The organism is Streptomyces sp. NPDC026673, assembly GCF_040638135.1.
GTDB lineage: Bacteria > Actinomycetota > Actinomycetes > Streptomycetales > Streptomycetaceae > Actinacidiphila.
On the sequence record NZ_JBEZXR010000032.1, the window covers coordinates 28,363 to 53,237 of the forward strand.

Annotated in this window: 24 protein-coding genes and 3 tRNA genes; 9 read left to right on the forward strand and 18 right to left on the reverse strand. The window is 72.7% G+C overall.

Annotated elements, in window-relative coordinates; genetic code table 11:
- Positions 1-323 precede the first annotated feature (323 nt).
- The 4 genes from AB0F62_RS21960 to AB0F62_RS21975 all read right to left on the reverse strand — a co-directional run bounded on the left by AB0F62_RS21960 (position 324) and on the right by AB0F62_RS21975 (position 4,247).
- Positions 324-1,448, reverse strand: a complete 1,125-nt coding sequence (locus tag AB0F62_RS21960) for a PP2C family protein-serine/threonine phosphatase (RefSeq protein ID WP_361801436.1) — start codon at positions 1,446-1,448, stop codon at positions 324-326.
- Positions 1,449-1,557: 109 nt separating this feature from the next.
- Entirely contained in the window at positions 1,558-3,678 is a 2,121-nt protein-coding gene (locus AB0F62_RS21965) for a SpoIIE family protein phosphatase (protein WP_361801439.1), read from the reverse strand.
- A 135-nt stretch (positions 3,679-3,813) separates the two neighbouring features.
- Positions 3,814-3,886 (reverse strand) — tRNA-Lys (locus tag AB0F62_RS21970).
- Positions 3,849-4,247, reverse strand: a complete 399-nt coding sequence (locus AB0F62_RS21975; protein WP_361801627.1) for a helix-turn-helix transcriptional regulator — start codon at positions 4,245-4,247, stop codon at positions 3,849-3,851. The genes AB0F62_RS21970 and AB0F62_RS21975 overlap by 38 nt, the downstream gene beginning before the upstream one ends.
- Between AB0F62_RS21975 and AB0F62_RS21980 the strand changes: the two genes are divergently transcribed.
- The 5 genes from AB0F62_RS21980 to AB0F62_RS22000 all read left to right on the forward strand — a co-directional run bounded on the left by AB0F62_RS21980 (position 4,165) and on the right by AB0F62_RS22000 (position 5,901).
- A complete protein-coding gene (locus AB0F62_RS21980; RefSeq protein ID WP_361801442.1) occupies positions 4,165-4,434 on the forward strand; it encodes a hypothetical protein in 270 nt (89 codons plus the stop codon). The genes AB0F62_RS21975 and AB0F62_RS21980 overlap by 83 nt on opposite strands.
- 111 nt (positions 4,435-4,545) lie before the next feature.
- The gene (locus tag AB0F62_RS21985) at positions 4,546-4,917 is read left to right on the forward strand and encodes a hypothetical protein (protein WP_361801445.1); all 372 of its coding nucleotides are present in this window, start codon (positions 4,546-4,548) and stop codon (positions 4,915-4,917) included.
- A 292-nt stretch (positions 4,918-5,209) separates the two neighbouring features.
- Positions 5,210-5,359 (forward strand): hypothetical protein, encoded by a 150-nt coding sequence (locus AB0F62_RS21990; RefSeq protein WP_361801448.1) that lies wholly within the window; start codon positions 5,210-5,212, stop codon positions 5,357-5,359.
- A gap of 152 nt (positions 5,360-5,511) precedes the next feature.
- Positions 5,512-5,817, forward strand: coding sequence for a hypothetical protein (locus AB0F62_RS21995; protein WP_361801451.1), 306 nt, complete (start codon positions 5,512-5,514; stop codon positions 5,815-5,817).
- 11 nt (positions 5,818-5,828) lie between these two features.
- Positions 5,829-5,901, forward strand: a tRNA-Lys gene (locus tag AB0F62_RS22000).
- 63 nt (positions 5,902-5,964) lie between these two features.
- Here AB0F62_RS22000 and AB0F62_RS22005 read toward each other — a convergent pair.
- The 5 genes from AB0F62_RS22005 to ehuB all read right to left on the reverse strand — a co-directional run bounded on the left by AB0F62_RS22005 (position 5,965) and on the right by ehuB (position 10,013).
- Positions 5,965-6,720 (reverse strand): IclR family transcriptional regulator C-terminal domain-containing protein, encoded by a 756-nt coding sequence (locus tag AB0F62_RS22005; protein ID WP_361801454.1) that lies wholly within the window; start codon positions 6,718-6,720, stop codon positions 5,965-5,967.
- Between the two features lie 215 nt (positions 6,721-6,935).
- A complete protein-coding gene (ehuA, locus tag AB0F62_RS22010; protein WP_361801457.1) occupies positions 6,936-7,745 on the reverse strand; it encodes an ectoine/hydroxyectoine ABC transporter ATP-binding protein EhuA in 810 nt (269 codons plus the stop codon).
- Complete coding sequence (gene ehuD / locus AB0F62_RS22015; RefSeq protein ID WP_361801460.1) at positions 7,735-8,370, reverse strand: ectoine/hydroxyectoine ABC transporter permease subunit EhuD; 636 nt, start codon at positions 8,368-8,370, stop codon at positions 7,735-7,737. Before ehuD ends, ehuA begins: the two co-directional genes overlap by 11 nt.
- Positions 8,370-9,017: an ectoine/hydroxyectoine ABC transporter permease subunit EhuC gene (gene ehuC / locus AB0F62_RS22020; RefSeq protein WP_361801630.1), complete on the reverse strand. Its 648-nt coding sequence runs from the start codon at positions 9,015-9,017 to the stop codon at positions 8,370-8,372. The genes ehuD and ehuC overlap by 1 nt, the downstream gene beginning before the upstream one ends.
- A 78-nt stretch (positions 9,018-9,095) precedes the next feature.
- Positions 9,096-10,013, reverse strand: a complete 918-nt coding sequence (gene ehuB / locus AB0F62_RS22025; RefSeq protein ID WP_361801463.1) for an ectoine/hydroxyectoine ABC transporter substrate-binding protein EhuB — start codon at positions 10,011-10,013, stop codon at positions 9,096-9,098.
- A gap of 141 nt (positions 10,014-10,154) precedes the next feature.
- Here ehuB and AB0F62_RS22030 point away from each other — a divergent pair, with 141 nt between their 5' ends.
- The gene (locus AB0F62_RS22030; protein ID WP_361801466.1) at positions 10,155-11,639 is read left to right on the forward strand and encodes an NAD-dependent succinate-semialdehyde dehydrogenase; all 1,485 of its coding nucleotides are present in this window, start codon (positions 10,155-10,157) and stop codon (positions 11,637-11,639) included.
- A 179-nt stretch (positions 11,640-11,818) separates the two neighbouring features.
- Here the strand turns inward: AB0F62_RS22030 and AB0F62_RS22035 are convergent, their stop codons facing one another.
- Positions 11,819-12,913 (reverse strand): LLM class flavin-dependent oxidoreductase, encoded by a 1,095-nt coding sequence (locus AB0F62_RS22035; protein WP_361801469.1) that lies wholly within the window; start codon positions 12,911-12,913, stop codon positions 11,819-11,821.
- Positions 12,914-12,979: 66 nt separating this feature from the next.
- On the reverse strand, positions 12,980-14,818 hold the full coding sequence (locus AB0F62_RS22040; RefSeq protein WP_361801472.1) for an EAL domain-containing protein: 1,839 nt from the start codon (positions 14,816-14,818) through the stop codon (positions 12,980-12,982).
- Between the two features lie 396 nt (positions 14,819-15,214).
- Here AB0F62_RS22040 and AB0F62_RS22045 point away from each other — a divergent pair, with 396 nt between their 5' ends.
- Complete coding sequence (locus AB0F62_RS22045; protein WP_361801475.1) at positions 15,215-16,384, forward strand: M6 family metalloprotease domain-containing protein; 1,170 nt, start codon at positions 15,215-15,217, stop codon at positions 16,382-16,384.
- A gap of 3 nt (positions 16,385-16,387) precedes the next feature.
- The gene (locus AB0F62_RS22050; RefSeq protein ID WP_361801478.1) at positions 16,388-17,620 is read left to right on the forward strand and encodes a M6 family metalloprotease domain-containing protein; all 1,233 of its coding nucleotides are present in this window, start codon (positions 16,388-16,390) and stop codon (positions 17,618-17,620) included.
- A 90-nt stretch (positions 17,621-17,710) separates the two neighbouring features.
- Here the strand turns inward: AB0F62_RS22050 and AB0F62_RS22055 are convergent.
- The 7 genes from AB0F62_RS22055 to AB0F62_RS22085 all read right to left on the reverse strand — a co-directional run bounded on the left by AB0F62_RS22055 (position 17,711) and on the right by AB0F62_RS22085 (position 23,863).
- Positions 17,711-17,783 (reverse strand) — tRNA-Lys (locus tag AB0F62_RS22055).
- A 53-nt stretch (positions 17,784-17,836) separates the two neighbouring features.
- A complete protein-coding gene (locus tag AB0F62_RS22060) occupies positions 17,837-18,385 on the reverse strand; it encodes a bifunctional DNA primase/polymerase (protein WP_361801481.1) in 549 nt (182 codons plus the stop codon).
- A 112-nt stretch (positions 18,386-18,497) separates the two neighbouring features.
- Positions 18,498-18,869, reverse strand: a complete 372-nt coding sequence (locus tag AB0F62_RS22065) for a hypothetical protein (RefSeq protein ID WP_361801484.1) — start codon at positions 18,867-18,869, stop codon at positions 18,498-18,500.
- A 78-nt stretch (positions 18,870-18,947) separates the two neighbouring features.
- On the reverse strand, positions 18,948-20,273 hold the full coding sequence (locus tag AB0F62_RS22070) for an AAA family ATPase (RefSeq protein ID WP_361801487.1): 1,326 nt from the start codon (positions 20,271-20,273) through the stop codon (positions 18,948-18,950).
- Positions 20,270-21,814 (reverse strand): hypothetical protein, encoded by a 1,545-nt coding sequence (locus AB0F62_RS22075; protein WP_361801490.1) that lies wholly within the window; start codon positions 21,812-21,814, stop codon positions 20,270-20,272. Before AB0F62_RS22075 ends, AB0F62_RS22070 begins: the two co-directional genes overlap by 4 nt.
- Positions 21,805-22,929 (reverse strand): hypothetical protein, encoded by a 1,125-nt coding sequence (locus tag AB0F62_RS22080; RefSeq protein ID WP_361801493.1) that lies wholly within the window; start codon positions 22,927-22,929, stop codon positions 21,805-21,807. The genes AB0F62_RS22075 and AB0F62_RS22080 overlap by 10 nt, the downstream gene beginning before the upstream one ends.
- A gap of 49 nt (positions 22,930-22,978) precedes the next feature.
- Positions 22,979-23,863, reverse strand: a complete 885-nt coding sequence (locus AB0F62_RS22085) for a phosphatase PAP2 family protein (protein WP_361801496.1) — start codon at positions 23,861-23,863, stop codon at positions 22,979-22,981.
- 260 nt (positions 23,864-24,123) lie between these two features.
- On the opposite strand from AB0F62_RS22085, the gene AB0F62_RS22090 reads away from it, so the two are divergent.
- Entirely contained in the window at positions 24,124-24,807 is a 684-nt protein-coding gene (locus tag AB0F62_RS22090) for a TetR/AcrR family transcriptional regulator (RefSeq protein WP_361801499.1), read from the forward strand.
- The last annotated feature ends 68 nt before the right edge of the window (positions 24,808-24,875 follow it).

Genomic DNA, 24,875 nt, shown 5'->3' on the forward strand with positions numbered 1-24,875 from the left:
CATACGTGGGCGTTTCTGTGGCCTCAGGGTCGCGTGAGGCTGGCTATGACTCGTCAACGACCGGACCACCGTGAGGTAACGCCTGAATCCACCCCCTCGCCCCCCGAGGACCGTCCCCTGGGTCCCCGCACGGAAAAAGCCGCCAAACCGGACCCTCTTGTTCCCCGGTAAGGGTGCATAGGTCCGTTTGGCGGAGACATGTCCTGCGGACCCAGCCTCCCCGAATGCCCGTCTTGATCGCAAGATGCGAAACGAGTTGTTAACCGGTCATATGAGCGATTTAATCCCTTGTGTGCTCCGGTGCGAGACGCACCCCGGTCCCCTCAGGGACGGGCGAGCAGCAGCAGGACCGCGTCGTCGTCGAGCGTGCCGCCGGTGTGCCGCAGCAGGTCCGCGTAGAGCCGCTCGACGGCGGCGTCGAGATCGCCCGCGGCACCCGCCGCGAATCTGCCCACGCGCCCCGCGAGCGGGTAGAAGGAGCCGTCCATGGCGCCCCGGGCCTCGATGACGCCGTCGGTGTACAGCACCAGGACGTCCTCGGGGTCGAGCCGCTCGTGCCACGGCGCGGGGGCGCCGCGGGCGTAGCGGGAGAGCCCGAGCGGCACCCAGGGGTCCGGCGGGTCCAGGGAGGCGACCGTGCCGTCCGGCGCGACGCGCAGCGGCGCGGTGTGTCCGTAGTGCAGCAGTGCGACCTCGCCCGGGTCGGCGAACTGGAGGAAGAGCGCCGTCGTGAAGTCGCCCGCCTCCACATGCCGGTCCACACTCGCGTCCACGCGCTCCGCGACCCGGGTCAGGCTCCGCTCGTCGTACGCCGCCTCCCGGAACGAGCCCAGCGTCACCGCCGCGGTCCGCACCGCCGCCAGGCCCTTGCCGCGTACGTCCCCGATCAGGCCCCGCACCCCGTACGGGGTCTCCACCAGGGCGTACAGGTCGCCGCCGATCTGCGCGGCGTCGGCCGCCGACATGTAGCGCACGGCCACGCGCAGGCCGCCGACCTCGGGCCCGGGCGGTGGCAGCAGCGCCCGCTGGGCGGCCTCGGCGACCGAGTGCACGGCCGCGAAGATCCGTCTGCCCTGTTCGTAGCGCCAGGCGATGTAGGTGGCGAAGAGGGTCACCGCGCAGTAGGCGACCAGTTGTCCGCGTACCACGATGGCGGCCTCCGGCACTCCCCTGAACTCGTCGTAGGGGAGGAGCGCGATCTGCGCGGCCAGGCCGGCGGCTCCCACCAGCAGCGTCCGCCGCCAGCTGGTGGAGACGCCCGCCACGGCCGGGGCCATCACCATCATGGGTGCCAGATAGGTCTCGCGGCCGGTCAGCCCGTCGGCGAGCGCGATGACGACGATGAGGGCCAGCGGCAGGAGCAGCCCCCGCCCCAGCGGGACGAGCGCGTCGAGGACCCGCAGGGCGGGCCCGCCGACGTACGGCCGTCTCCGGAGCCGGGAGGTCACTCATCGAACATAAACGGAGGGGGCATCCCGGGGGAAACCGGTGTACGCCGGGCAGTGCCGTCCCGGGGTCTCCCGGGGTCCGCAGGACCCCCGCGTACCGGCCGGCGGCTCACGGCACGGCGGCGTCCTCGCCGCCGTCGTCGGCGGCGGGCGCGCCCATCCGTGCCAGCAGCAGGGCGACGTCGTCGTCGGGTGACTGAAGCCGGCTGCCCAGGACGACGTCGCAGGTGTCGGTCAGGGAGCGGCCGCGGCTCTTGAGCTTGAGGATGCGCATGAGGTTGCGCAGCCCCACGTCGATCGACTGCCGCCGGTCCTCGACCAGCCCGTCGGTGAACATCGCCAGCAGCGTGCCCTCGGCGAGCTTGCGCTCCACCGTGCGAAAGCGGATGCCGCCGACGCCCAGCGGCACCGCGTTGGGCAGGTCGATCAGCTCGGCGCGGCCGCCCGGCGGCACCAGTACCGGTGGCAGGTGCCCCGCGGTGGAGAACTGGCAACGGCCGGTCGCGGGGTCGCAGACGGCGTAGACGCAGGTGGCGATGAAGTCGCCCTCGGCGCTGCCGGTGATGTTGTCGAGGTGGGCCAGCACCTCGTCCGGCGGCAGGTCGAGCCGGGCGAAGGCCCGCGTCGCCGTGCGCAGCTGGCCCATGATCGCCGCCGCGTGCAGGCCCTTGCCCATCACGTCGCCGACGATCAGCCCGACCTTGCCGTCCCGCAGCTGCAGGACGTCGTACCAGTCCCCGCCGACCTCCCGGACGGCGGGGATGTAGCGGGCGGAGATCTCCATCCCGTCGACGCGCGGCGGCTCGTGCGGCAGCAGACTGCGCTGGAGGGTGAGCGCGGCGTTGCGCTCACCCGCGTACAGCCGCGCGTTGTCGATGGATATCGCGGCCCGTGCCGCCAGTTCCACGGCCAGGGTGCGGTCCTCGTCGTCGAAGGGCTTCAGGTTGCGGGTGCGGAACATCCCGACGACTCCCAGCACCTCGCCGCGGGCGATGAGGGGCGCGGCGAGGTAGGAGTGCGCCCCGGCCCGCTTCAGCTGGGCGGCGGCCCGGTCGTCGCGGGCGATACGGCGCAGCATGCGGCTGCTCACCCGGTGCACGACCACCGGCTGCCCCTCCCGTACGGCCTTGGTGATCAGCCGGTCGTCGGCGTACCGGGCCAGTTCCCCGACCGGGTCGACGGCGCCGATCGCCTCGCTGGACTCGGCGGCCGCGACCGCCAGCGCCCGGAACTCGGCGGACTGCTGGGCGCGCACCTTGGGCACCGGGCCGCCGCGCAGCACCACGTCCAGGACGTCGACGGTGGCGATGTCGGCGAGCGTCGGGACCACCACCGAGGCCAGTTCCCGCGCGGTCTGCTGCAGGTCCAGCGTGGTGCCGATCCGGGTACCGGCCTCGGCGATCACCGCGAGCCGGCCGCGGGCCTCGGCGATCTCCTCGGCGGCCTGGTGGCGCTCGGTGAAGTCCGCGACGGAGGCGGCCAGGCCCAGCACCCGCCCGGTGGGGTCCTGGATCCGGTAGTACGAGATCGACCAGGCGTGGTCGTGCTCCTGGTCGGCGAAGGTCCTGACCACCGTCTCCAGGTCCAGCAGCGGCTCCCCGGTCTCCAGCACCTGCCGCATCCGCGCCTCGATCGTCCGGAACTCCGGCCCGGGCGAGAGCTCGCGCACCCTGCGGCCGAGCATCGCCGCGGCGGGCAGACCGTGCAGTTCCTCCATGGCCCGGTTGACCCGCACGATCCGCAGGTCCGTGTCGAAGACGGCGAGCCCGATGGGGGACTGGTCGACGAGGCTGCTGGACAGCGCCATGTCCGTCTCCACCCGCCGCACACTGGAGAGGTCGGCGCCCAGGCCCAGCGCGTACACGCCGCCGTCCACGTCGTGCATGCGCATGTTGCGGAACTCGACATCGCGGGTCGTGCCGTCGGCGTGCACGATGGGGAACACGCCCTGCCAGACCGCACCCGCCCTGACCTGCTTGAACAGCTCGGTGACCAGTTCCAGCTGGTCGGGCGCCACGAGCAGGAGCCCGGCGTTCTGCCCCAGCGCCTCGGCCGCCGAATAGCCGAACAGGCGTTCGGCCTCCGGGCTCCAGAGCACGATGTGGCCGGTGCGGTCCAGCACCATCGCCGCCACCTGGAGAAGGTCGAGCAGGCCTCCGGGCGAGGCGGCCCCTGGACTCGGCCGGGCCTCCCTGCCCGTGCCGGGCGGCGGCGGATCGTGCTCGCGCATGGCCTCCTCGTGAGCCCCCGTAGAGCTCTCACATCATCGCTACGGGATATTTTCGCACCGAGTCCCCCCGGCCGCCGCCCTTCCCGCACAAACGAGCGAGGGCGCCCCTCCCGAAGGAGGGGCGCCCTCTCGCTGTGCGCCGCCAGGGACTCGAACCCCGAACCCGCTGATTAAGAGTCAGCTGCTCTGCCAGTTGAGCTAGCGGCGCTCACCGACAGAGAGGATCCTACCTGACCAGAGGCGGTGCTTCCGACCACGTCCTCCAGCAGCGCGGGGTCGTCGTCGAGCCAGCCCAGCCGGACCATCTTCACCCCGGCCTGGAAGCGGCTGTCGGCCCCTATCTGCTGCATCAGCTCGGCCACTATCCGCCGCACCGTCCGGTCGGAGAGCCCCAGCTTGCGGCCTATCGCCTCGTCCGTCAGCCCCGAGGCGAGCAGGCGGACGACCTCCCGGTGCCGGGCGGCGGGCGCGGCGCCGACGTCGTCGGTGAACAGGTCCGAGGCCGCGGCCCAGCAGTGCTCGAACATCTGGCGCAGCACGGCGACCATGGCGGGGCTGCGCAGGACCATGGCGGAGCCCGAGCTGCCGTCGCCGGCGCCCTCGTCGAGCCCCAGCGCGGGCACCACCGCGAGCGTGTGGTCGACGATGATCATCTTCATCGGGATCGTCGCTGCCGTCCGCACCTCGCCGCCGTCGTTGGCGAACCTCCTGAGGTGGGCGCGGACGTTCGGCACGGCCGCCGCCGTGGCCAGATAGATGGAACGCTGCCGCACGCCGCGGCCGAGCGCCTCGCGGTTGCGGTCGTCGGCCTTGAAGAGGTGTACGAGCTCCGGCGGCACGCTGGGGTGCATCGAGAGGATCTCGGCCGTGACGGTGCTGGCCGCCTCGTCGAGGATCGCCGCGATCTGGGAGGGCTGGGCGGCGACCTCGATCCGCGCCTCCGCGAGCTGCCGCATGTGGACCGGCTGGAACTCCGAGGCGACGTGGCTGAGCGCGGTGTGGGCGGTCGTGATCGTGTTGATCAGTTCCTCGGTGCGCCGGCGGCTGCCCTCGATCAACTGGGCCATGGCGGTGGCGGGAGAGTGCACGGACCAGCCGCTGCGTGACGCGGGGAAGCGCGCGGCCAGACCCAACTCGGCGAGGCAGAGCAGCGTTTCGTCGAGTTCTTCGCGTGTCCAGCCCGTGAGCCCGCAGACGCTTTCGCGTGACCAGTCGGCGTCGCGGAGCGCCAGAGCGTAGAGTTCCTGCGCCCGGGCGCGCAGAAGGTCGTCGTCGGTCACTGCTCGCACCCCCAATGCTTCACGTCACCCCCGGCTGGGCTCAGAGTACGTGGCGGGACGCGCGTATGGACCCATCGGGGGCCATCCGGTCCCATGTGTCCGCATAGGGCCATGTCCGATTCCGGAACGTGAAAACTACAGACCAGCGGCTTGCCGTCCGACAGAATTCAGTCAGCCGTACGGTTCCCCCAGGCCGGACCGGCACCCCCGCTCCGCAAAACCCGAGTTCGCACCCCCAGGACAGGTCTGCCATGACTTCGATTCGCCGCTACGCCCTCCGTGCAGTACTGGGCGTCGTCGCCGCCATCTCGTTGGGGTTGATCGGCGCCACGACCGCTTCCGCGCAGCCCGCGCCCGGCGATGTCAACCGCTCGGTGGCTCCCTCCGACATCATCTGGTAATCGACCAACGGGCAGACCCCCAAAGACAACACCACACCCCCCCAATAGCCACACCCCCTCCCCCCACGCTGATGGGCCCGGCATACCTCCCCCCTCTTGCCGGGCCCTTCAGCATGCCCGCGTGCGGGGCGGGTATCCGCCATGGCTGATTCATGCCGTCCGGGAGCGGTGGGGTGATGTGGCGCGCCACGTCGGCGGCGCCGTCCGCCTTCTGCGGCGACGGGCACGTCCGGCGGCCCGTGCCCCCGCGGCGTGCCGCCGGCTCCGCCGACCGCCGGTCGGCGCAGCCGCGAACCCCGCGTACCCCCGCGGGCCTTGCGTCCCTACGGGCCACCGCCTCCGACGGCAGGGGCGGCACGGTCGACCAGGAGATCATCCGGGCCTTCGGCCCCGGCCAGGCGCAGGGGCACCCGGGGGCGGAGGGAGTGGTCATGAGCACCCCCTCGGACCCCGTATGATTGTCCTGCACGCGCCGCTAGCTCAACTGGCAGAGCAGCTGACTCTTAATCAGCGGGTTCGGGGTTCGAGTCCCTGGCGGCGCACAGCGAGAGGGCGCCCCTCCTTCGGGAGGGGCGCCCTCTGTCGTGTTCTCGTGCTCGCACCCGTTACAGGGTGAGCGACAGCAGCACGGGCGCCGCGCGTTCGTTGAGGGTGTCGGCGGCGCCCTTGAGGCGGTGGGCCTGGGTGACCGGCAGGGAGAGGGCGAGGCAGCCGACCGTCTTGCCGACGGTGATCGGGATGGCGGCGCAGACCGTGCCGATCGCGTACTCCTGCAGATCCAGGGTCGGGGCGCTGGCGGGCTGGCTCTCCAACTTGGTCAGCAGCAGCTTCTCGCTGATCGTGGTCTTGGACGTGAGCCGTACGGTCTTGTGCCGGGACAGGTGGTCGCGGCGGCCGTTGTGGTCGAGCTGGGTGAGCAGGCACTTGCCGACCGCGCTGGCGTGGGCGGCGAAGCGGAAGTCGACCCACTCGTTGACCTTGGGCGCGTCCGGGCCGTCCGCGAAGTCGACGACCTTGACCTCGCCGTCGTCGTAGCGGCTGAAGTACACGGCGGCGCCGACCTCGTCGCGCAGCGCCATCAGGACGTTCTTGATCTTCTGGGCGAGTGCCAGGTCGCGGCTGGCGCTGCCCAGCAGGACCAGCGATTCGCCGACCGCGTATCCGCCGCCGGGCAGGGCGTTGAGGTAGCGCTCGCGGTTGAGCATGGCGAGGAGTTGGCCGAGATAGCCGATGGGTACGCCGACTTCGCGGGCGAGCTGCTCGGCGGTGACGCCGTTCCGGTGCTTGTCCACGGTCTCGAGCACGCGCAGTGCGTGCTGGACCGCGTAGACCGGCGCGACCTGTCGGTGCTCAAGCGCCACGGTGTCCCCCTACAGGTGTGACCGTTTGCGTCCTTGCTGTGGCTGCCGGTCACGACTGTCGGGCACGACAGGCGGGCCCGGCAGCTGGGCCGCATTCCACGATAGCCTCAATGCGGTTTGCGGTAGAGCCCGTTGAAGCTTTATGTGGCGGCCCGCAGGCGTATACGCAGGAACGCGCCACTCTGGCATATGCCAAAGGCACGGACCAATTTTCGTCAGAGCACCGCACCGAGGAATTCCCGGGTCCTGTCGTGCTCCGGGGAGCCGAAAATCCGCTCCGGCGGACCCGACTCGACGACCCGTCCGCCGTCGAACATCAGGACGCGGTCCGAGACGTCCCGGGCGAACCCCATCTCATGGGTGACGCAGAGCAGGGTGATGTCCGTGCCCCGGGCGATGTCCCTCAGCACGTCCAGCACACCGGCCACCAGTTCGGGGTCGAGCGCCGAGGTCACCTCGTCCAGCAGCAGGATGTCGGGCCGCATCGCCAGGGCGCGGGCGATGGCCACCCGCTGCTGCTGGCCGCCGGAGAGGCGGGTCGGATGGGCGTCCTGCTTGTCGGCGAGGCCCACCATCTCCAGGAGCCCGCGGGCGCGCTCGACGGCCTCGTCCCGGTCCACTCCGAGGACGTGCACCGGCGCCTCGGTGACGTTCTGCAGCACCTTCATGTTCGGGAACAGGTCGAAGTGCTGGAACACCATGCCGATCCGGCGGCGGGTGCCGCGCAGATGCCGCTCGTCGGCCGGTACGAGCCGGCCGCCGCGGCCCCGCATGTGCGAGAAGGGCTCGCCGTCCACGTGGATGACGCCCTCGGTGACCCGCTCCAGGGTCATCAGCAGCCGCAGGATGGTCGTCTTGCCCGAACCGCTCGGTCCGATCAGGGTGACCCGCTCGCCGCGGCGCACCTCCAGGTCGAGGTGGTCCAGCACGGTGCTGTCCCCGTACCGCTTGACCACCCGGTCGAAGCGGACGGCCGGCGCCACGGCGGCGGACTCGGCGAAGTGGTGGGTCTCGTCAGTGAGCAAGGCGCTTCTCCAGCTTCCGCATGAGGATCGAGGTGGGGCAGCTCGCGACCAGGAAGATCGCGGCGGCGATGGTGAACGCCTCCAGGTAGGCGAAGTGGTCGCTGCCGAAGCGGTTCGCCTCGTGCACCATCTCGTCGACGGTGATGACCGACAGGAAGGGCGTCTCCTTGAACATCGAGATCACGTAGTTGCCGAGCGCGGGCACGATCTTCCGCACCGCCTGCGGCAGCACCACGGCGGACCAGGTGCGCACCCGCGGCAGCGACAGCGCGACGGCCGCCTCCCACTGCCCCTTCGGCACCGCGTCGATGCCCGCCCGGTACACCTCCGAGGTGTACGTCGCGTAGTGCACGCCCAGCACGGTGATCCCGATCACCAGCGGGTCCAGTCCCGGGACGAGCACCCACACCGCGAACAGCTGGATCATCACCGGCGTCGAGCGCACGAACTCCACGGCCGCCCGCAGCGGCAGCGTCACCCAGCGGCTCGGCGTGCGCCGCAGCACCGCGATGCCCAGGCCCAGCACGATCGCGAGCAGCGAGCCGAGCACCGTGGCCAGCAGGGTGATCCCGAAGCCGTGCAGGATCAGCGGCAGGCCCTCGCGGGCCGTCTCCCAGCTCCACATCAGGCCCGACCTCCCGCCGGCTGCCCGAGCCGCGCCTTGGCCACGGACTCCAGGCCGTTCATCGCCAGCGTCAGCGCGGAGGCCAGGACGAAGTAGACGACCAGCAGGAGCAGGTACGCGGTGGCGGTGTCGCCGGTCGTCGAACGGAGCTGGTCCATCTGGAAGGTGAGGTCCGAGATGGTGATCAGCGACATCAGCGGGGTGCACTTCAGCAGCTGGATCAGCAGATTGCCGAACGGCGGGATCATCTGCGTCCAGGCCTGCGGCAGTATCACCAGGCGCATCCGCTGCCACGGCGACATGCTCAGCGCGACGGCCGCCTCCCGCTGCCCCCGGGGCACGGCGTCGAGGGCGCCCCGGACGACCTCCGAGCCGTACGCCCCGTAGTTGAGCCCGAAGGCGACGACGGCGCAGGCCAGCGGCACGAGCTTGAAACCGAGGATCGGCAGCGCGAAGAACAGCCAGAACATCTGGACGTACAGCGAGGTGCCGCGGAAGAACTCCACGACCACCCGCGCGGTCCCGCGGACGACCGCCCGCCGCGAGCGCGCCATGAGGCCGAGCACGAAGGCGAGCAGCAGCGCGAGCGCCGCGCCCAGGACGGTGGCCTGCACGGTGACCCACAGACCCGCCCCCACGCTGGGCAGCGAGCGTGTGAACTCCGTGAAGCCGGACGGGGATTCACCGGCGTGGACGGCGTACGGATGCAAGGACAAGGCGCCGCCTCAGGCCTTGCACAGCTGCGCGGTGCGCAGCGTCGCCGGCGGGACCTCCGCCTTGGTGAAGCCGTACTTGCCGATCAGGGACGTGTAGCGGTCCGGATCAGTGGTGATCTTCTTGAGCTGGGTGTTGAAGGCGTCCCGTAGCCCGGTCGCGTCCCGCCGGAACACCGCGCCGCCCGGGCTGTACTGCTTCTGCCCGCCGACCACCGGCAGGAAGGGGTCCAGCACCTCCACCGCCGCGTTTTTGTTGGTGCGGGCCAGCCAGCGCAGCGAGATCCCGGTCAGCGCGAAGGCGTCGATCCGCCCGGCGAGCAGGGCGTCCACTCCGTCCTGCTGCTTGGCCAGCGACTTCACCGAGGCCAGGGGCACCCCCGCGGCGTCCGCGTAGTCCGCCTCGACCGCCGCGCTCAGCACACCGATCGTGGCCTTCTCGCGGACGCACGAGACCAGGTCGCTCAGGCCCCTGGGGTTGCCCTCGCGGACCATCAGGGCGGTCGGCGAGACGAATTCGGGCTCGGAGAAGATCACCTTGTGGCAGCGGTCGGGTGTGATCGCCATTCCGGCGCTGACCACGTCGAAGCGGTCGGCGGCCAGGCCCGGTATCAGCGCGCCGAACTCGGTCAGCGTGGGCCTCAGTTCCGGTATGCCGAGGGCCTTGAAGATCTCCCGGTGCAGGGTGGGCGCCTCGCCCGCGAGCTCGTCGCCGTCCCGGTACCCGTACGGCGCCTCGCCGGCGAAGCCGACCCGGACGTACCCCTGCTTTCTCAGCCGGGCGAGCAGCTCCCCGTCGCCGGCGGGCGCTCCGGTGCCGGCCTGCGTGCGGCTGCACGCCGCCAGCATCCCCGGGACCGCCGCGATCGCGCCCACGGCCGCGGTACGGGAGAGGAAACCCCTGCGGGACAGGGAACTGCGCTCGGACATGAACCAGACCTCCGGTCGTTCGCTTCCGTACGGCGCGGTGACCGCACGAGGGCCGCGCCTACCCCGGCGCACCGGGGGCATTCATGCGAATCTGGTGGGGTACTCGATGTCCGAGACGTCCGCGAGAGGCAGGGAGCTGCCATGAGCGACACCACCGCCTGGAACGGCAAGCGCGAGCAGCTGGTCGTGGAGCGGGTGCCGAAGGCGCTGCTCGTCGGCGGACGCTGGCGGCCGGCGGGCGACGGGCGCGAGTACGAGGTCGAGGACCCGTCCACGGAGCAGCCGCTGTGCGCCGTGCCGGACGCCGGCGCCGAGGACGCCATGGCCGCGCTGGACGCCGCGGCGGCCGCGCAGGACGGATGGGCGGCCACGGCGCCGCGCGAGCGCGGGGAGATCCTGCGCCGGGCCTATGAGCTCATCGTCGAACGGCAGAACGACCTGGCGCTGCTGATGACCCTGGAGATGGGCAAGCCGCTCGCCGAGTCGCGCAGCGAGGTGCTCTACGCCGCCGAGTTCTTCCGCTGGTTCTCCGAGGAGGCGGTGCGGATCGAGGGCGGCTGGCGCACGGCGCCCGACGGCAAGGGGCGGATCTGGGTGATGCGCCTGCCGGTGGGCCCCGCGCTGCTGATCACCCCGTGGAACTTCCCCATGGCGATGGGCACCCGCAAGATCGGTCCCGCCGTGGCCGCCGGCTGCACCATGATCGTCAAGCCGGCCCACCAGACGCCGCTGTCCATGCTCGCCCTCGCCGAGATCCTCGGCCAGGCCGGGCTCCCCGACGGCGTCCTCAACGTCCTCACCACCTCGCACCCCGCCGAGATCAGCGGCCCCCTGATGGGCGACCCCCGGCTGCGCAAGCTCTCCTTCACCGGCTCCACGGGCGTCGGGCGGAAACTCATCGAGCTCAGCGCGCGGCAGGTGCTGCGCACCTCGATGGAGCTGGGCGGCAACGCGCCGCTCATCGTCTGCCAGGACGCGGACCTGGAGAAGGCCGTCGAGGGCGCGGCCATCGCCAAGATGCGCAACATCGGCGAGGCCTGTACGGCCGCCAACCGGATCTACGTCCACCGCGACCTGGCCGAGGCCTTCACCGGGCGGCTCGCGGAGAAGCTGGGCTCCATGGTCGTGGGCCGCGGCACCGAGCCCGACGCCCAGGTCGGCCCGCTCATCGACGGCGCGGGCCTGGAGAAGGTCGACCGCCTGGTGCGCGACGCCGTCTCCGTCGGGGCCCGCGCGGTCACCGGCGGCGCCCCCCTGACGGACCGCCCCGGCTACTTCTACCCGCCGACCGTGCTGGCCGACGTGCCCGCGGACGCGGCGATGCTCCAAGAGGAGATCTTCGGGCCGGTCGCGCCGGTCGTCACGTTCGAGGACGACGACGAGGCGATCCGGCTGGCCAACGACACGGTGTTCGGCCTGGTCGGCTATGTCTTCACGGAGAGCCTGCGGCGCGGCATCCGATACGCGGAGGAGCTGGAGACGGGCATGCTCGGCCTCAACAAGGGCGTCGTATCCACCCCCGCGGCGCCCTTCGGCGGGGTCAAGCAGTCCGGGGTCGGCCGCGAGGGGGGCGATGTGGGCATCGACGAGTACCTGGAGATCAAGTACGTCGCCGTCGACGTCTAGAGCTGCTCCGGTCCCCGCTTGTGGCGCGCCCCGGTACGACGACTACGGGAACCTCGTGCGGCTCCTGGGCGCGGGCCGTCTGAGCGAGGTGCCCTGGGAGAAGGAGACCGCGACCGGCTGATCCCGGTGTCGCACGGTCGGGGCACCGGTGCCCCGACCGTGCGACGCGCGGCCGTCGGTCACGCGCCGCCGGGCAGGCCGTAGGCATCGGCGACGAGTTCGTAGGAGCGCAGCCGGGCGGAGGGGGTGTGGGCGTTGGCCGTCAGCATGAGCTCCTGCGCCCCGGTGCGCCGTACGAGCGCGTCAAGGCCGTCCCGGACCGCGTCCGGGGTTCCGTACACCACATTGGCGAGCCATGAGTCGACGAAGTCCCGTTCGGCCGGACTGAAGTCGTACGCCTCCGCCTCCTCGGGGGAGGGCACCAGTCCCGGCCGCCCCATGCGCAGCCGCAGCATGCCCAGGGCGCCGCTGAGCACCTGCCGGTAGGCGTCCTTCTCCTCCTCCGCGGCCAGCGCGGCGACGCCGATCAGCGCGTAGGGCTCGGCCAGCACCTCGGAGGGCCGGAAGGACCTGCGGTACAGCTCCAGCGCCGGCTCGGTGTTCGCCGCGGAGAAGTGGTGGGCGAAGGCGAAGGGCAGCCCGAGGACCGCGGCCATCCGGGCGCTGAAGGTGCTGGAGCCGAGCAGCCAGATCGACGGGCGCGCCGGGGACTGCACGCCGCCGGGCACGGTGCCCTGCACGGGACCGGGGATGGCGTGGATGCGGGCGTAGGGATGGCCGTCGGGGAAGTCGTCGTCCAGGAAGCGGATCAGCTCGGAGAGCTGCTGCGGGAACTCGTCGGCGCCCTCGTTCAGCCGGTCGGTGCGGCGCAGCGCGGCGGCGGTGGCGCCGTCGGTGCCGGGAGCGCGGCCGAGGCCGAGGTCGACCCGGCCCGGGGCCAGGGCCTCCAGGGTGCCGAACTGCTCGGCGATGACCAGGGGGGCGTGATTGGGCAGCATGACGCCGCCGGAGCCGAGGCGTATGCGCTCGGTGTGGGCGGCGAGGTGCGCGAGGATCACCGCGGGGGAGGAGGACGCGACCCCGGGCATCGAGTGGTGCTCGGCCACCCAGTAGCGCTGGTAGCCGCGGGCCTCGGCGAGCCGGGCCAGCGCGACTCCGGCGGTGAGGGCGTCGCTCGCGGTCAGCCCGCTGCCGACGCCCGCCAGGTCGAGTACGGACAGCGGGACGGGTGCGTTGCCGAGGGCGGTCCCTCGTACCGGGTCGTTCGTGTCCACGTGCCTGCGTCGCCTCCTGCGGCCGTTCCTTGCCTTCGGCAACGACCAACCGGCGACCGGCCCCGCCTATTCCCCGGGGCCGGGGCCGGGGCCGGCGGCGGGTCCGTATCCGCGGAGCGCCGCGATCCCCTCGGGCGGCACGGGCCGCGAGTACAGCCACCCCTGCCCGGTGTCGCAGCCGATCCTCCGCAGCCGCTCCGCCTGCTCGGCGTTCTCCACGCACTCGGCGGTGACGGTCAGGCCGAGCCGGTGGGCGAGCTGCACCAGCGCCTCGACGATCGTCTCGTCGGCCGGGTTGGGGTGGCGGCCGTCGCGGAAGCCGTGCACGAAGCTGCCGTCGAGCTTGAGCGCGGAGACCGGGAGCCGGCTGAGGTAGGCCAGGTTGGAGTAGCCCGTGCCGAAGTCGTCGATGGCGATGCGCACGCCCATCTCCTGCAGGGCGTGCAGGGCCTGCAGGGGCCGGCCGGCCGAGCCCATCACCGCCGACTCGGTGAGCTCCAGCTGCAGCAGCTCCGGGGGCAGCCCGGTGTCGTCGAGGATCTCCGCGACGTCGGCGACCAGGTCGGAGTCCCAGACCTGGCGCACGGCGACGTTGACGCTGACGAAGATCGGGTCGTCGGGCCAGTCCTTCTGCCACTGCCGCGCCTGGCGGCACGATTCGGCGAGCACCCAGCGCCCCAGCTGGACGATGGAGCCGTTCTCCTCCGCCAGCGGGATGAAGCGATTCGGCCCGAGCAGCCCGAAGTGCGGGTGGTGCCAGCGGACCAGGGCCTCCACCCCGCGCAGGCTGCCGCTGCCGAGCTCCACCAGGGGCTGGTACTCCAGTACGAACTCGCCGCGCTCCACGGCCTGTCGCAGGGTGCTGGACAGCGCCTGCTTGGTCATCCGGTGGGCGTTGCGCTCGGGGTCGAAGAGCGTCCAGCGGGCCTTGCCGTCGGCCTTGGCCCAGTACAGCGTGGTGTCGGCGGCCTGCATGATGCCCGTGGCGGTGGCCCCGGACGCCTCGCGCTCGACGACGCCGATGCTGGCGGAGACCGCCAGACGCTGTCCGGCGAGGTCGAACGGCCGCTGCAGCGCGGTCAGTACGGAGTCGGCGAGCCCGGTGGCCTGCCCGGTCCCGGTGGAGTCCTCGACGAGGACGGCGAACTCGTCGCCGCCCAGGCGCGCGACGAGCGTTCCGCTCCGCCCGAGGCGGGCCGCGCAGTCCGACAGCCGTTCCGCGACGGCCTGGAGCAGCCGGTCGCCGACCCGGTGGCCGAGCGTGTCGTTGATGGCCTTGAAGCCGTCGAGGTCGAGGTAGCACAGGCCGATCCGGCCGGTGCGGCTGTCGGCGCCCTCCAGCGCGGTGGCCAGGCGTTCGAAGAACAGCCGGCGGTTGGGGAGCCGGGTGACCGGGTCGTGCATCCTCAGGTGCCGCAGCTGCTCGCGCAGTTCGCGGGTCTCGCCGAGGTCCTCGACGGACATCAGGACGCCGCCGGGGACGGGCACCACGACGACCTCGGCCCAGAGCGTTCGCCCCTCCGGTCCGCGGACGGGTCTGGTGTGGCGCAGTTCCCCGCGCCGTCCGGTCAGCACGTCCTCGTATTCGGCGTACTCCGGGCTCTCGGCGAGCACCGGCCCCTCGCCGCCGGTGAGGCCGACCAGCTCCGCCGCGGCGCGGGAGGCGAGCAGGACCGGGTCGGCGCCGAGCAGGGCGCCGAGCGCCGGATTGGCCTCGCGCACCCGGCCGTCGGAGCCGACCAGTGCCATCGGCAGCCGGGACACGTTGAAGGCCGCCCGGTAGTCGCGGACCTCCGAGGCTGACCGTTCCGAGGCCGAAGAATGACGCTGAGTGACCGCCGTGGCCGTCGCCTCGGGTTCGAGGTCCGGGCCTCCCGAGGGTCCGCCCACCGTTGGCTCCCGCATAGCTGTCGTCTCGCACACATGGTCGTGGAGGAATCCGATGACCGCCAAGAGGCGGCGTTCATGCTGGAAATGTGCCGATCATAGACGTTGGGGAATTGCCGCGACCACCGCCGTCATGGTGATTCTCGGCACGTGGGATCCGTTCTTGATCATTCGTGATTGACCACTGAATTCGATTGATCGATTTTCGTCACTCATTACGCACTGTAGTGATCGGACGGTAACCCGGGCGGCGCAGCACAACGGGGCAAAGCAGTGCAAACCGTAGCAGCGTGATGTGGGTGTCCCGACCCCGTACGGGAGGTCCACGTGCCGCTGTCAGGGCTACCCATACGTGCGCATCGGCGGTTCCGCCGGCGCGCCCGCGGGCATGCCCCCGACGGCCTCCGCGCGGCGGTGGCCGCTGTCAGCGTCTTCGCGGCCGTCGTCGCGTGGACCCTGGTCACCGGCCCCGCGGCCGGCGGAAGCGACGTGTCGCTCTGCGCCCTGGCGCGGACCCGGGCACACCACTCCGAGGGCGTCAGCGCCTGGAACCCCGCCTATCCGCGGGCACATGGCGACGTTGACGCCCTGATGGTGTTCCTGGCGTTCCCCGACGCGGCCCCCGCCATGGGTCCCGAGGAACTGGCGTCCGATCACTTCCCGGCCACCACGCGCTTCTTCGAGCGCGCCTCGTACGGGAACTTCAGGCTGCGGCCGCACATCCTCCCGTACTGGCTGCGCATGCCCGCCGCGTCCACGGACTACGGCATCGGCCGCGACTGGAACCCGGCCATGCGGGCCCGCTTCCTGCGGGACGCGGTGGTGGCGGCCGACCGCCGGGTGGACTTCTCCCGCTACGCGGTCGTCTACCTCGTGGCCGATCCCGACGCGCCCGGCGTCGACCCGGACGCCACCAAGGTCGTCAACCTCGGCAAGCCGGTCCGCATCGACGGCGCGGACCTGCGGCGCTTCGTCACCGTCTTCGAGAGCCACCCCCCGGACGTCAACGTCCTGGCCCATGAGACCGGGCACGCCTTCGACCTGCCCGACCTCTACTACCGCCCGCCCGTGGGCAGCAACGCGGACTGGGACACCCACGTCGGCGACTGGGACCTCATGGGCAGTCAGTTCGGTCTGGCACCGGACCTCTTCGCCTGGCACAAGTGGAAGCTCGGCTGGCTCGACCGCACCCAGGTGCGCTGCGTCACCGAGGGCGGCACGCACACCTTCCGTCTCAGCCCGGTCGAGCAGGGCGGCGGCACCAAGCTCCTGGTGCTGCCCGCGGGGCTGGACGGCGTCGTCGCCATCGAGGCCCGCGCCGCCCTGGGCAACGACCGCCTGACCTGCAGCCAGGGCGTGCTGATGTACCGCGTCCGGTCCGGCGTGCAGTCCGGGGACGGCCCCGTCGACGTCATCGACGCCCACCCGGGCAGCGCCGCCTGCCAGGAGTCCTCGGTCTACCCCCCGCTCGCCGACGCGCCGCTCGGGGTGGGGGAGACGTTCGCCCTGGGCCGCTCGGCGCGCGTCCACGTCGCCGACCACCACTCCGACGGATCCTGGACCGTCCAGGTCACCCAGGGCTGAGGGATGCGTGGTCCCCGGGCACTCGCGGTCATCGCCTCGATGCTCCTGTTCGCGGCCGGCAGCACCGCCGCCGGCGAGGGAGAGCCCGCCGCGGCCCCGCCCGCCGACCGTCCCTGCGCGCTGCGCGCCGCGCCGGGCGTCACGATGTCGGAGGGCTTCGGCGGCTCGGCCGGTCGCGAGTTCGCCGCGGCCACCGGCGAGGTGCGGGCGCTCACCCTGCTCATCGACTTCCCGGACAAACGCGCCCCGTACAGCGCCCGCGAGCGCTACCGGGAGTTCTTCCCCGCCGTGCGGCAGTGGTTCTACCGGGCCTCGTACGGGAAGCTGCGCTACGTCTCCACGCCGGTGCTGCGCTACATCCGCATGCCGCGTCCCTTCCACTCGTACGGGATAGGGCGCGGCTACGGCTGGCGGACGCACAAGGCCATGATGCGGGACCTGCTGCGGGTCGCCGACCGGAAGATCGACTTCTCCGGGTACGACCTGGTCAACGTCCTCGTCACGCCCAACGCCGGGCCGCCCGCCGAACAGGCCGTGCTCTCGGTGACGTGGACCGGCGCCTCGGCCGTCACCACCGACGACGGCGCCGGCCTGGACCGGGTGTCGCTGGTCTACGGCCACGACCAGTCCGGCGCGCGGGTGCTCAGCCACGAGAACGGCCATGCCTTCGGGCTGCCGGACCTGTACTCCGTCAAGGACTTCGGGCACACCGACACCCTCGCCGGCCAGTGGGACGGCATGTCCCTGGACTGGGGACTGCAGGGCGACCTCTTCGCCTGGCACAAATGGCGCCTGGGCTGGATCGACGACTGGCAGGTCGTCTGCGTCCGCGACCCGGGCGCCCGCTCGGTGCACCTCACGCCGGTCGAGGTGCCCGGCGGCCGCAAGGCGGCCGTCATCCCGCTCGGGCGGACCCACGCGTACGTCGTCGAGGCGCGCGCCGCCCGCGGGAACGACAGCGAGGCCTGCCGCGAGGGCGTGCTGATCTACCGGGTCCGCACCGACGTCGACTCGGGGCACGGGCCCGTCACCGTCGAGGACGCCAATCCGCGCAGCACCGCCTGCGAGTACAGCAGCGCGACCTTCAACTCGCTCAACGACGCCCCGTTCGCCTCCGGCGGGCGCTTCACCGACGCCGGGCGCGGGCTGACCGTCGAGGTGCTCGGCCGCGACCCGGACGACGACGGGTGGACCGTGCGGATCACGACCGCACGCCGGCTGTGGGACGGCTCCTAGACCCCGCCGGACCTGCGGCGAAAGTGCCCGATCATGACGAAAGGCGCCCTCCCGATGGGAGAGCGCCCAGGTCAACGGCCTTGCCGTGAGTGCGCCGCCAGGGACTCGAACCCCGAACCCGCTGATTAAGAGTCAGCTGCTCTGCCAGTTGAGCTAGCGGCGCTCGCTGACGTCGTAGACATTAGCATCCGCTTGCGGGCGGGTGAAAATCGATAATCAGCGGCTCTCCGCGCGGGCCGCCCGGACGCAGGCCCACAGCAGGACATCGGCCCCGGGGAGCCAGGGGCGGCGGGTGTCCGGGGCGACCAGCCAGCGGGAGCGGCCGTCCGGGGTCTCGCCGTACGGCGGGGGCAGCGCCACCGAGTCCCCCCGGCCGTGGCACAGCACCGGCGGCACGGTCAGCCGCCACTCCTCCCAGGCCAGCAGCGAGGGGAGGCGCGCCGCGGTGCCCGGCTCGGCGAGCACCAGGACCCGGCCGCGGAGCGCGGCGGCCGGGCCGGAGCCCGGCCCCGAGGACCACATCTGCTCCAGGACCCGGCGGCCGAGCAGCGCCGGCAGGTTCACCACGTCGAAGGCCGTCCCGCAGGGCAGCACGCTGGGCGCCGTGGGCCGCGCGGACCACAGCGCCCGTACGCTGCGCGGGAAGGCGCTGGCGGACGCCAGCCAGTCGGCCCCGTCGGGGGTGGGGTACTGCGCATGCCGATATGGGTGGGAGGCGGACTCCATCACGCCCCCCGGCCATGTGTGCCACTGCCAATCACTCATGACCCATACAACTACCGTGAGTGAACGTTTCGCTACGCGACATCGCCCGAAGGCCGGACACGCCCGCCATGTGTCGGGTACCTTGCCCCGAACGCATATGCCAGGTGCGCCGTCAGGCCTGCGCGGCGTCCCCGCCCCGCATCAGGCCCTCGCCGAACTCGATCATCCGCTTGGCGTAATCCTCGGACCAGCCCGCCTGTTCGCCGATGGCGGCGGGGGTCAGCCGGTCGAAGCGCTTCGGGTCGGCGAGCTGGGCCGCGGCTATGGCCTGGAACTCCGTCGCCCGGTCCGCGGCGGCGCGGAAGGCGAGGGCGAGCTCCGTCGAACGGGCCAGCAGTTCCCGGGGGTCCTCCATGGACTCCAGGTCGAAGAAGTGCTCCTCGTCCTCGGCCAGCGCCGCGGGTTCGAACAGCAGCTGTGCGGGTTTCAGACGCGGGGCGGGCTGCTTGCCCGCCGCGCTGTGAGCCGACTGCGGCTCGGACATGAACGTACCTCCAGGTTCGTCGGCGCCTTCCATTGTCCCGCCCCGCGCAAGAGCGCCCCGGGCGGACGGTCGGCCGGCTCAGGGCCGCCAGGTCACGCGGTGCTCGGACAGGTGGGCCAGCACGGCGTGATTGGCCTCCCAGCCGTCCGGGAACTTCACGGTCACGCCCAGCTGCACCGGCTCCGTCGAGGGGTGCTCGTCCAGCAGCTCCGACACGCCCGCCCGGCACACCACGATGCACGCGTGACGGTGGCGCGAGGCCAGGACGCACAGCCGCCCCGTCTCCAGGTGGAACGCGGTGGCGTCGGGGCGTCCCGACAGCGGGTGCAGCACCACGGTGACGTCGAACTCCCGGCCCTGCAGCCGGTTGGCGGTGTCCACCGTCACACCGGTCACGCCCAGGTCGGCCAGCGCCGCGCGGACCGCCGCCGCCTGGTCGCGGTGGGCGGTGCCCACCGCGATCCGGTCCGGGCCGACCGGTGCCGTGCCGCGCTCGGAGACCGCGACGCCCCCGCGGTCCAGCAGCCGCCGGACGACCAGCGCGACCGCGCGCACCGCCTCCGGGTCCGTCCGCGGGGTCCGCCGGGCGGGCAGCTCCAGCAGGCCCCAGCCCGACGCGGCCGCCTCGTCCACCACCCGGTCCGGGCCGGAGCCGTCGCCGGGCACGCCGAAGGTGAGCCGCCGGTCGCCGTGGTCGGTGCCGCTGCGGAACGGGGTGTAGGGGTAGAAGGCGTCCGAGACCAGCGGCGCGGCGGAGGCCGGCAGCCGCCAGGACACCGGCAGCCGGTGCTGGGGCAGCCCCGGATTGTGGGCCAGCAGGGTGACCACCGCGCTCGCCGACGGGTCGTAGCTCAGCCCCGCCCACTGCTCGGCGCCGACCACGCTGAAGGGGTCCAGCTGCCCGGGGTCGCCGACGAACAGCGCGCGCTCGAACAACTCCGCCACCTGCAGCAGCGCGTCGGAGCGCATCTGGTATGCCTCGTCGACGATGGCGTGCCGCCAGGGCTCGACGTCCTTGACGAAGGCCCATTTGGCCGCGGTGGCGATCACCACCTTGGCCCCGGCGAGGTCGGCCGCCTTGGTGGACTTGAGCACCGACTCATGGCGGTCCAGCACCGGGTCCGGCGGCGAGTCGCTGCCGTGCAGCCGGCCGATCGGCACCCCGGGGTCGGCCGTGGCCAGCCGGTCCACCAGATCGTCCACCTGCGCGTTGGTCTGGGCGACCACCATCAGGGACTCGCCCGCCGCGACCAGCTCGCGGGCGGCGCGCACCACCAGCGTGGACTTCCCCGCGCCGGGAGGTGAGTCCACGACGACGCCGCGGTAGGTCCCGTGCAGGGTGTCGTGCAGGATCCGCTCGGTCGCGGTGCCCGCCGCCTGGGCGGCGTCGCTCACCGGGCTCACAGATAGTCCTCCGAGGTCGCGGGGTCGGGGCTCTCGGCGGTCGCACCGCCGGCGGTCGGGCCCGCGGTCGCCGCGCCGGGGGGCCCGCCGTGGGTCCACGGGGTGTCCTCCGGCTCCGGCAGCCCGGCGCCGCCGCGCGGCGCGTGCTCGAACAACGTCCAGCACACCCGGTCTCCTTCCTCCGGCACCGTGCCGGGGTCGGGGACCTTGCCGCGGCCCATGCCGTTCACCACCCGCAGGAGTACGGCCCCGGGCCCGGCCCACTCCACGAACTGCGCCTGCTGGGTGCGGCCGTCCGGCAGCGCGCGGTGGAGCCTGGCGTCCTCGTCCAGATGCGGCCGGTCCTGTGTGAGAACCGTCACCAAGGGGCGGGGCTTGGGCACCTTGCCCTCGCTCATCGCCATCTCCACCCGGTCCACCTCGCCCGCGAAGGCCTCCCCGGCCAGCCGCCGCCCCGCCATCACCAGCGCGTCGTCCAGCGCCTCCTGGGCCTCCAGCCGCACCTGCGCGGTCTCCCGCCCGGCGAGCTTCGCCGCCGCCGACACCGCGTCGTCGCGGCGGGGCTGCGGTGGCTCCCCGGCGCCCACCCGGTCCCGGTGCGAGGTGTACGACCAGCGGTCCCGCTTCCAGCGGTCCGCGACGTGCGCGCCCTCGGGCAGTTCGCGCACCAGGTCGAGGGCCCGCCACACCGCGTCCCAGGTGGGCCGCATCTGCCCGGCCAGCAGACGGGCGATCTCCTCACCGGCACCGGGGATCCCGGCGTCGTAGCGGGCGGTGGCCGGGGCGAGCACCGTGTTGTCGAACACCGGGTCCGTGGCCGGGCCGGCCGGAGGGCACTCCAGCAGCCCGTCCGGCCCGCGGTGGGACTCCGCGCGCCGGGCGGCCTCCGCGCCCGTCACGCCCTCGCCCGGGGGGCGGTCGATCCAGGCCAGCAGTGCGCCCAGATGCTGGTCCTCGAGATTGCTCTGGCCGGTCGCCCAGTGCCGGGTGAGCAGTTCGGTGGCGGACAGCAGGAGCGCGGAGCCGGGGGTGCGGGCGCGTTCCCCGTAGTGGGTGAGCCAGCGGCCGAGCAGCGGCACCCGGGCGGGCACCGGATGGGGCTCGTCGGGATCGTCCTCGGCGGTGCGGCGGAAGCGGGTGGAGCGGCCCAGCAGGCGCACGTACTCCACCGCGGCGGTGTTCGCCACCACGATCTGGGGGGCGTCGGCACAGACCTCCGACTCTTCCCTGTTGCGGGTGGCCGGCTCGGTCTCGGTGTCGTCCGCGTAGGACTCCAGGTAGGGCAGCACGACCTGCGCCAGTTCGGCCAGGAAGGCGAAGCGCAGATCGCGGTCGCGCGGCTGCGGCACCGCCAGCAGCCGGGGCTCGTCCCGGTCGGTGCCGACCAGGGCGCCCAGCGGGGCGCCGACCTCGCCCGCCGTGGTCAGCGGGACGAAGACCAGCGGCCGGTCGGACAGATGGCGGTGGCGTACCGTCGCGAGCGGGGTCGCCCAGCCCGTCGCCATGGCCTCCGCGCGGGCCAGCACCGAGATCAGCGACATCCCAGCGCCTCCGCCCGCAGCGCGTGTGCCCGGCGCAGCGCGGCGACCGCGGGATCGGCCTGATCGCCCTCCGTGCCCAGCGCGGCGGCCAGCACCTGCTCCACGTCGGTCAGCGCGCCCAGCTCCCCGCGCACACCTCTGCCGAGCGCCTCCACCGCGCCGCAGGCCCGGGCCTGCGCGCGGCAGTGGAAGGACAGCTCGCAACTGGCCAGGCACTCGGGCGCGTAGGCCGCGGGCAGCCGGTCCACGGCGTCGGACATCTCCGCGGCGGGGCGGGTCGCCGTCCGTCCGTCGTCGGCCGGCCGCAGATCGAAGGTCGTGCCCTCCGGGAGGGAGTCGGCGATCTCCTCGATCCGGGTCAGCCGGGCCAGCTGCCGCCGGGTGACCGACAGCTGCTTGCGCACGTCGACGAACTCGGCGGCGGGCAGGTTGGAGAAGTCCTTCGGGCACACCAGCAGGACCCGGTGGCCCGGGTCGCCGAAGCCCAGCCGCTCCAGCGCGAGTACGTACACCGCCGCCTGGCGGGCCGCGGCGCCGACCTTCACGGCGTCCGCGGAACCGTCCAGGATCGGGAACGACTTGACCTCCACCACCGTCCACGAGCCGTCCGGGCGCACGGCGATGGCGTCCGGCTCGAGGTAGACCGGCGAGTCGGCGACCTCGAGCACGAGCAGCGGATGGTCGAGCAGCGTCCACCGGCCCGCCGCGGTCGCCGCCTTGAGCGCCAGGCGGGTGCGCGCCACACGGCTCTCGGGACCCGGGGCGGTCAGATCGGGCAGCGCCGCCTCCGCGTGCTCGGGCGCGCCCAGCAGCCGCAGCAGTTCGGCGCAGCCGTCGGCCTTCACCCGGGCCTCGAAGGCGTGTCCCCGGACGAACGCGAACTGCGACTGCCCGAACGGCGCGGGGTTGCCCAGCACGCGTGCCACGGCCGCCTTGTCCACCCCGGCGGCGTCCAGCAGGGCCCGGCGGCGGCACCCGGGGTTGGCGGCCAGCGCCGCCAGGGCGCGCGCGTCCATCGGGCGCGGCTCGGACTTCGGACCGCGCAACGCGTCCAGCCGCTCTCGCAGATCGTGCGTAGTGCTCACCCGCGCAAGTCTCGCACTCCCCACCGACAACGGGGGCCCCGATGAGGACGGTCCCGGTCCGCGGCCGCCGGCCGGGGTGTCAGCGCCGTGGCTCGACCGCCGGGCCCGGTACGACCCCCACCTCGGCGGGGGCGATGTCGCGGGAGGTCGCGACGACCGTGGAGGACGCCTGCCGCGGTATCGCGAGCCGGGCGCGCGCCCTGTCCTGTATGACGTCCACCACACGCAGCGCGGGGCGCGTCACCAGGAAGCCGATCCCCATGACGGCGACGCCGGCGACGGCGTCGAGCAGATAGTGGTTGGCGGTGCCCATGACCACGAGCGCCGTGCCCACGGGGTAGAGGACGCCCAGGGCCCGGACGAAGGGCGTGCGCCCGTGGCGCCAGAGCATGATGCCGCACCACAGGGACCAGCCGACGTGCAGGCTCGGCATGGCGGCGTACTGGTTGGTCATGCCGCCCAGTCCCCGCGGGGCGCTGGCCTCGGCGCCCCACCAGCCGTAGGAGCCGTACTGCGCCATGGTGTCGATGAAGCCGTGGCCGGCCGCGAGCAGGCGCGGCGGCGCCGTCGGCATGAGGGTGAAGCCGATCAGCCCGATGAGGGTGGACACCATGAGCCAGGTGCGCGCGAAGCGGTAGACGGTCGGCCGCCGGCGCCACAGCCAGACCAGCACGACCGGGGTGACCAGGTAGTGGAGCGAGGCGTACCAGAAGTCGGCGGGAACACCGAGCGCCCGGTACTTGCTGAAGAGGGAGTTGAGCCAGCGCTCCGGGTCGATGCGGAGCGCGCGCTCCATGTGGAGTATGGCGATGCCGTGGTCGACCGCCCGGCCGACGTCGCCGCGTACGAGGAGGCGGCCCGCGGTGTACAGACCGTAGATCACCGCGATCAGCGGCAGCTCGGTCCACCAGCGGAGCCCGCCCCGGTAGGCGGACGCCCGTGGGGCGGTGGTGCTCATGGTCATCCGGCCGTTCTCCCCCCATCTCTCCCTGCGAGAGTCACTGCGCACTACCGTACGACGTACGCTAACCAACCCGGGCACCGCCCCCGCCTATTCCCTTCACCCCCGATTCGTCCGGGATTCAAATGGTTGTGCTCGGGAAGACGTGCGAAAAGACGCCCCGCAACCTCCCCGGGTTGCCCCGGAACGCGGGAGAATCAAGAAAACCGCTCAACAGCCCAACCGCTCACCCACGATTCCCCCCGACCGGACACACATCCCACATGACTGTGACTCCGCCGGCCCGCTCCCCACGGCGCCGCGTCCCCCGCAACACCCTGAACCCGGACCGCATCCTCGACGCGGCGGTCGCGCTCCTCGACCGCCACGGGCCCGAGGCCTTCACCATGCGCGCGCTCGCCCAGGAGCTCGGCGTCGGCACGATGGCCGTCTACTCCCATTTCAAGGGCAAGGACGAGATCATCGACGCGGTCAACGAACGGCTGCTCGGCGAGATCGAGCTGCCCGACGGCTCGGGCGTGCCCCGCGAGCAGCTTATTGAACTCTGTGTCGGTATGTACCGGCTTTTCAGCGAGCATCCCTCGGCGCTCCAGCTGCTGACGAGCCGCCCGCTCCGCGGCGACGAGGCCATCGCCGTCATCGACCGGATGCTCTGCCTGCTGTGCGCCGCGGGGCTGGACCCCGTCGCCGCGGCGCGCGCCCAGGTGGCGCTGATGCAGTACACGGTCGGTGCCGCGCTCTGGGTGGTGCGCCGCAAGCGCGCGGAGTGCGAGGAGGCCGAGGCCGGTCTGCGCGAGAGGATCCGCGGCCGGCTCGCCGACCTGCCCTCGGACAGCTATCCCTCACTCGTGCGGCTGGCCCCCGAACTCGTCGCGGTGCAGGAGTCCGGCCCCGCGCAGTACGAGGCCGGGCTCGGCGCGATGCTGGACGGTCTGCTCCGCGCCTGAGCGCGGAGCGCACACGGGAGCGCCCCGGCCGGGGCGGGGGTGCTGAACTGCCGGCCGGGGCGCCCGTG